The sequence below is a fragment of the Thermoanaerobaculia bacterium genome, assembly GCA_035260525.1.
In the GTDB taxonomy this organism is placed as follows: Bacteria; Acidobacteriota; Thermoanaerobaculia; order UBA5066; family DATFVB01; genus DATFVB01.
Window position 1 is genome coordinate 1 of sequence record DATFVB010000186.1, and the last position, 3,271, is coordinate 3,271.

At 72.6% G+C, this 3,271-nt stretch carries 3 protein-coding genes; all 3 read left to right on the forward strand.

Annotation, left to right across the window (positions count from 1 at the left end; translation table 11 throughout):
- Positions 1-998, forward strand: a 998-nt coding sequence (locus tag VKH46_09245; protein HKB71015.1) for a glycosyltransferase, incomplete at its 5' end; no start/stop codon positions are given.
- A complete protein-coding gene (locus VKH46_09250; protein HKB71016.1) occupies positions 995-2,233 on the forward strand; it encodes a hypothetical protein in 1,239 nt (412 codons plus the stop codon). The genes VKH46_09245 and VKH46_09250, both read left to right, overlap by 4 nt.
- Positions 2,234-2,252: 19 nt before the next feature.
- On the forward strand, positions 2,253-3,271 hold a 1,019-nt coding region (locus VKH46_09255; GenBank protein HKB71017.1), incomplete at its 3' end, for a glycosyltransferase family 2 protein.

Sequence of the window (3,271 nt, forward strand, 5' to 3'; positions counted from 1 at the left end):
TCCTGCGCGAGGCCCTCGAGAGCCTGTCGGCACAGACGGCGCGTCCGCGGAGGGTCGTCGTCGTCAACGACGGGGGAGGCCCGGTCGAATCGATCCTCGCCCCGTTCGTCTCCGACTACTCTCTCACGCACGTCGACCACCCCTCTTCCTCGGGACGTTCGAGGGCGGCCAACGACGGCGTCGAGCGCGTCTCGGAAGAGGTCGTCGGGTTCCTCGACGACGACGACGTGTTCTTTCCCGATCACTTCGAGCGCCTGCTCGCGGCGCGCGCCGCGGGTCCCGAGCCGATCGCGTACTCGGATGCGGCGACGATCGTTCTCGAGCCCGACGGCCAGGGGTGGACCGAACGCCATCGCGAGCTCCAGTACTCCCTCGACTTCGATCCCGAGTATCTCCTCTACGCCAATTACATCCCGCTCCACACCGTGCTCTTCGACACGGCCCTGCTTCGCCGCGCCGGCGGGTTCGACCCCGCCCTCGAATACTCGGAGGACTGGGACCTGCTGATCCGGCTCTCGTTCGAGACCCCGTTCCGGCACGTCCGCGGGGTGACCGCCGCGTATCGGGTCTTCTCCGGCGAAGCCGGCCACGTCGAAGCGGGCGGCGGGGCGTTCCTCGAGGCGCGGGACCGGATCCTCGAGCGGTATCGCGAGCGCCGGACCGACGCGGCGGCGGCGCGCGTTCTCGACCGGCTGGCCAGGAGGCTGTGGGAAGTCTCGCGCCGCGAGTACCGCGCCGAGGGGGAGCTCGCGTTCCACCGGGCGAGCCATCGGCGTCTCACCGACGAGGTCGAGTCCTTCCGCGGGGAGCTGTCGGCGGTGAAGGGAGACCGGGCGCGGCTCGAGGGGGAGCTGCGCGCCGGCATGGAGGCGTGGGAGAAGAACGGCGGCGCGCTCTACGCCGAGATCGCGCGCCTGAACGCGCTGATCGTCCAGATGCAGGGCACGAAGGCGTGGCGACTCCACGAATGGGTGCAGCGGCGCAAGGGGAAAGGGTGACGCGCCGGATCGTCGTGCTGGCGCCCGAGCCGATCCGTCCCCACATGGCGGGAATGGGAATCCGGGCGCTCGAGATCGCCGCCGCCCTCGCTTCGCGCTTCGAGGTTCGCCTGCTCGCGCCCAACCCGGGCGCGGCCGCGTCCGCCGCGCGGCCCGGCGTGTCCGTCGTCGAAGCGCCTCCCGGCTCGGCAGCGTTTCACCGCGAGCTGCGAGCGTGCGACGCCGCGCTCGTTTCCGGGCACGCGGCGAGCGACGTGTTCGTCGCGGCTCCACACGTTCCGGTCGCCGTCGACTGGTACGACCCCTTCCTCGTCGAAAACTTCCACTATCGGGCCGCTCTCGGCGACGAGGTCGAGGCCAACGACCGCCGGGCCTGGAACCTCGCTGTCGCGCGGGGGGACTTCTTCCTGTGCGCCTCGGCCGAACAGCGTCTCTTCTACGCCGGGATGCTCGTCCTCGCGGGGAGGATCGACGCGGCCCTCGCGGAGAGCGATCCGGACGCTTCGACCCTGCTCGCCGTCGTGCCGTTCGGCGCGTCGGTCCCTCCGGCCGCCGACCCGACGCCCGTCCGCGAGGCGCTCGGCGCCCGGCCGGGCGATCCGGTCCTCCTCTTCGGCGGCCTGTACGACTGGCACGACCTCGCTCCGCTCGCGGCGGTCTGGCCGGCGCTGCTGGCACAGTTCCCGAGCCTGCGGGTCGTCTTCTGCGAGAACCCGAACCGCGAGACGACGCCCCAGCGGGTCTTCGAGGAGGCGGTCGCGGAGGCCGGGCGCCGCGGGTGGAAGGACCGCTCCTGGTTCTTCCTTCCGTGGATGCCGTACGGGGAAAGGGGAGCGCTGTACGCGGCTTCCCGGGCGGCTCTGTGCCTCTGCCGTTCCGGGCTCGAGACGGAGCTGTCGTTCCGCACCCGGCTCCTCGACGCGGCGGCCGCCGGCCTGCCCTCGATCTCGATCCACGGGGGCGCCCTCGCGAGCCGCCTGGAAGAGAGGGGAGCGGGTCTGACCGCCGCGTCGCCGGAGGAACTCCGCGCGGGCATCGCGCGTTTCGTCGCCGACGGCGCGTTCCTTCGGACGGCCGCCGAAAGAGCGCGGGAGGTCGCGGCCGAGCTCGCGTGGGACCGGGTCGTCGTGCCGCTCGCGGCGTTTTTCGAGAACCCTCGCGTCTCCGCGCGCCTGCCGTTTCCGGAGCCCCGGCCGCGCCCGGCTTTCCGGCTCCTCCGGCGAAGCCGGCGATGACGCCGCGCGCCGCTTTCCGTTGTCCGGCGCCGTCGGCGATGACGCCGCGCGCCGCTTTCCGTTCGTCTCGGCGCCGTCGGCGATGACGCCGCGCGCCTCGGTCGTCATCGTCCATCATCGCGGGAGGGCGCGCCTCCTCCGCACGCTCGAGGAGGTCTGCCGGCAGGCCGCCGCCGAGACCGCGGAGGTCGTCCTGGTCGACAACGCGAGCCGCGAAGGAGCCGCCGACGAGGTCCGGCGGCGTTTCCCCGCGGTCCGCATGCTCCGGCAGGAGGAGAACGCGGGTTTTGCCCGCGGATGCTCGCTCGGGGCGGAGGCCGCCTCCGCCGGGCTGCTGATCTTCTTCAACGACGACGCGATCCCGGAACCGGACTGGCTCTCGAGCTTTCTCGACGCGGCGGGATCGCTTCCTCGGGACGTCCACACGGTCGCCGGCCGGCTGACGGACGCCTCGGGGACGAAGAACGACTTCGTCGACGGGTTTCTCGTCTTCGACGGCCACGCGTTCTCCGACGGCGCCGGGGGGCCCGTGCCCACCGATCGCGGCGGCGCGCCCGGGGATGAGCGTCTCTTCGCCTGCGGCGGCAACATGCTCGTCGCGCGCGACGAGTTCCTCTCGAGCGGAGGCTTCGACCCGTGGTACTTCGCCTACCTCGAGGACGTCGACTTCGGCTGGCGGCAGTGGGTCCTCGGGCGGCGGGTGCTCTACGAGCCGCGGGCATGCGCGCGGCACGAGGGGGGCGCGACGGGCGAAGCGCTCGGGATCTTCAAGCGGGGATACCTCATCGAGAAGAACGCCTGGGCGACGGCGTACAAGAACTTCGAGGAACCGCTCCTGCGGGATCTCTGGCCGGCCGCGGCGACGGCGTTTCTCTCCCGGGTCGACGCGATGATCCGCCGCGACGCGGGGTCGGCGGCGCTCGACGCCGACCCCTACCGCGCGTCGCGGCGGTCCCGATGGGCGGCGAGGCTCGGGCGCGTGTTCGGCGTGCGGCCGGACGCGTCGGCGATCCGCGTCGGCGACCCGCTCGCGATCGC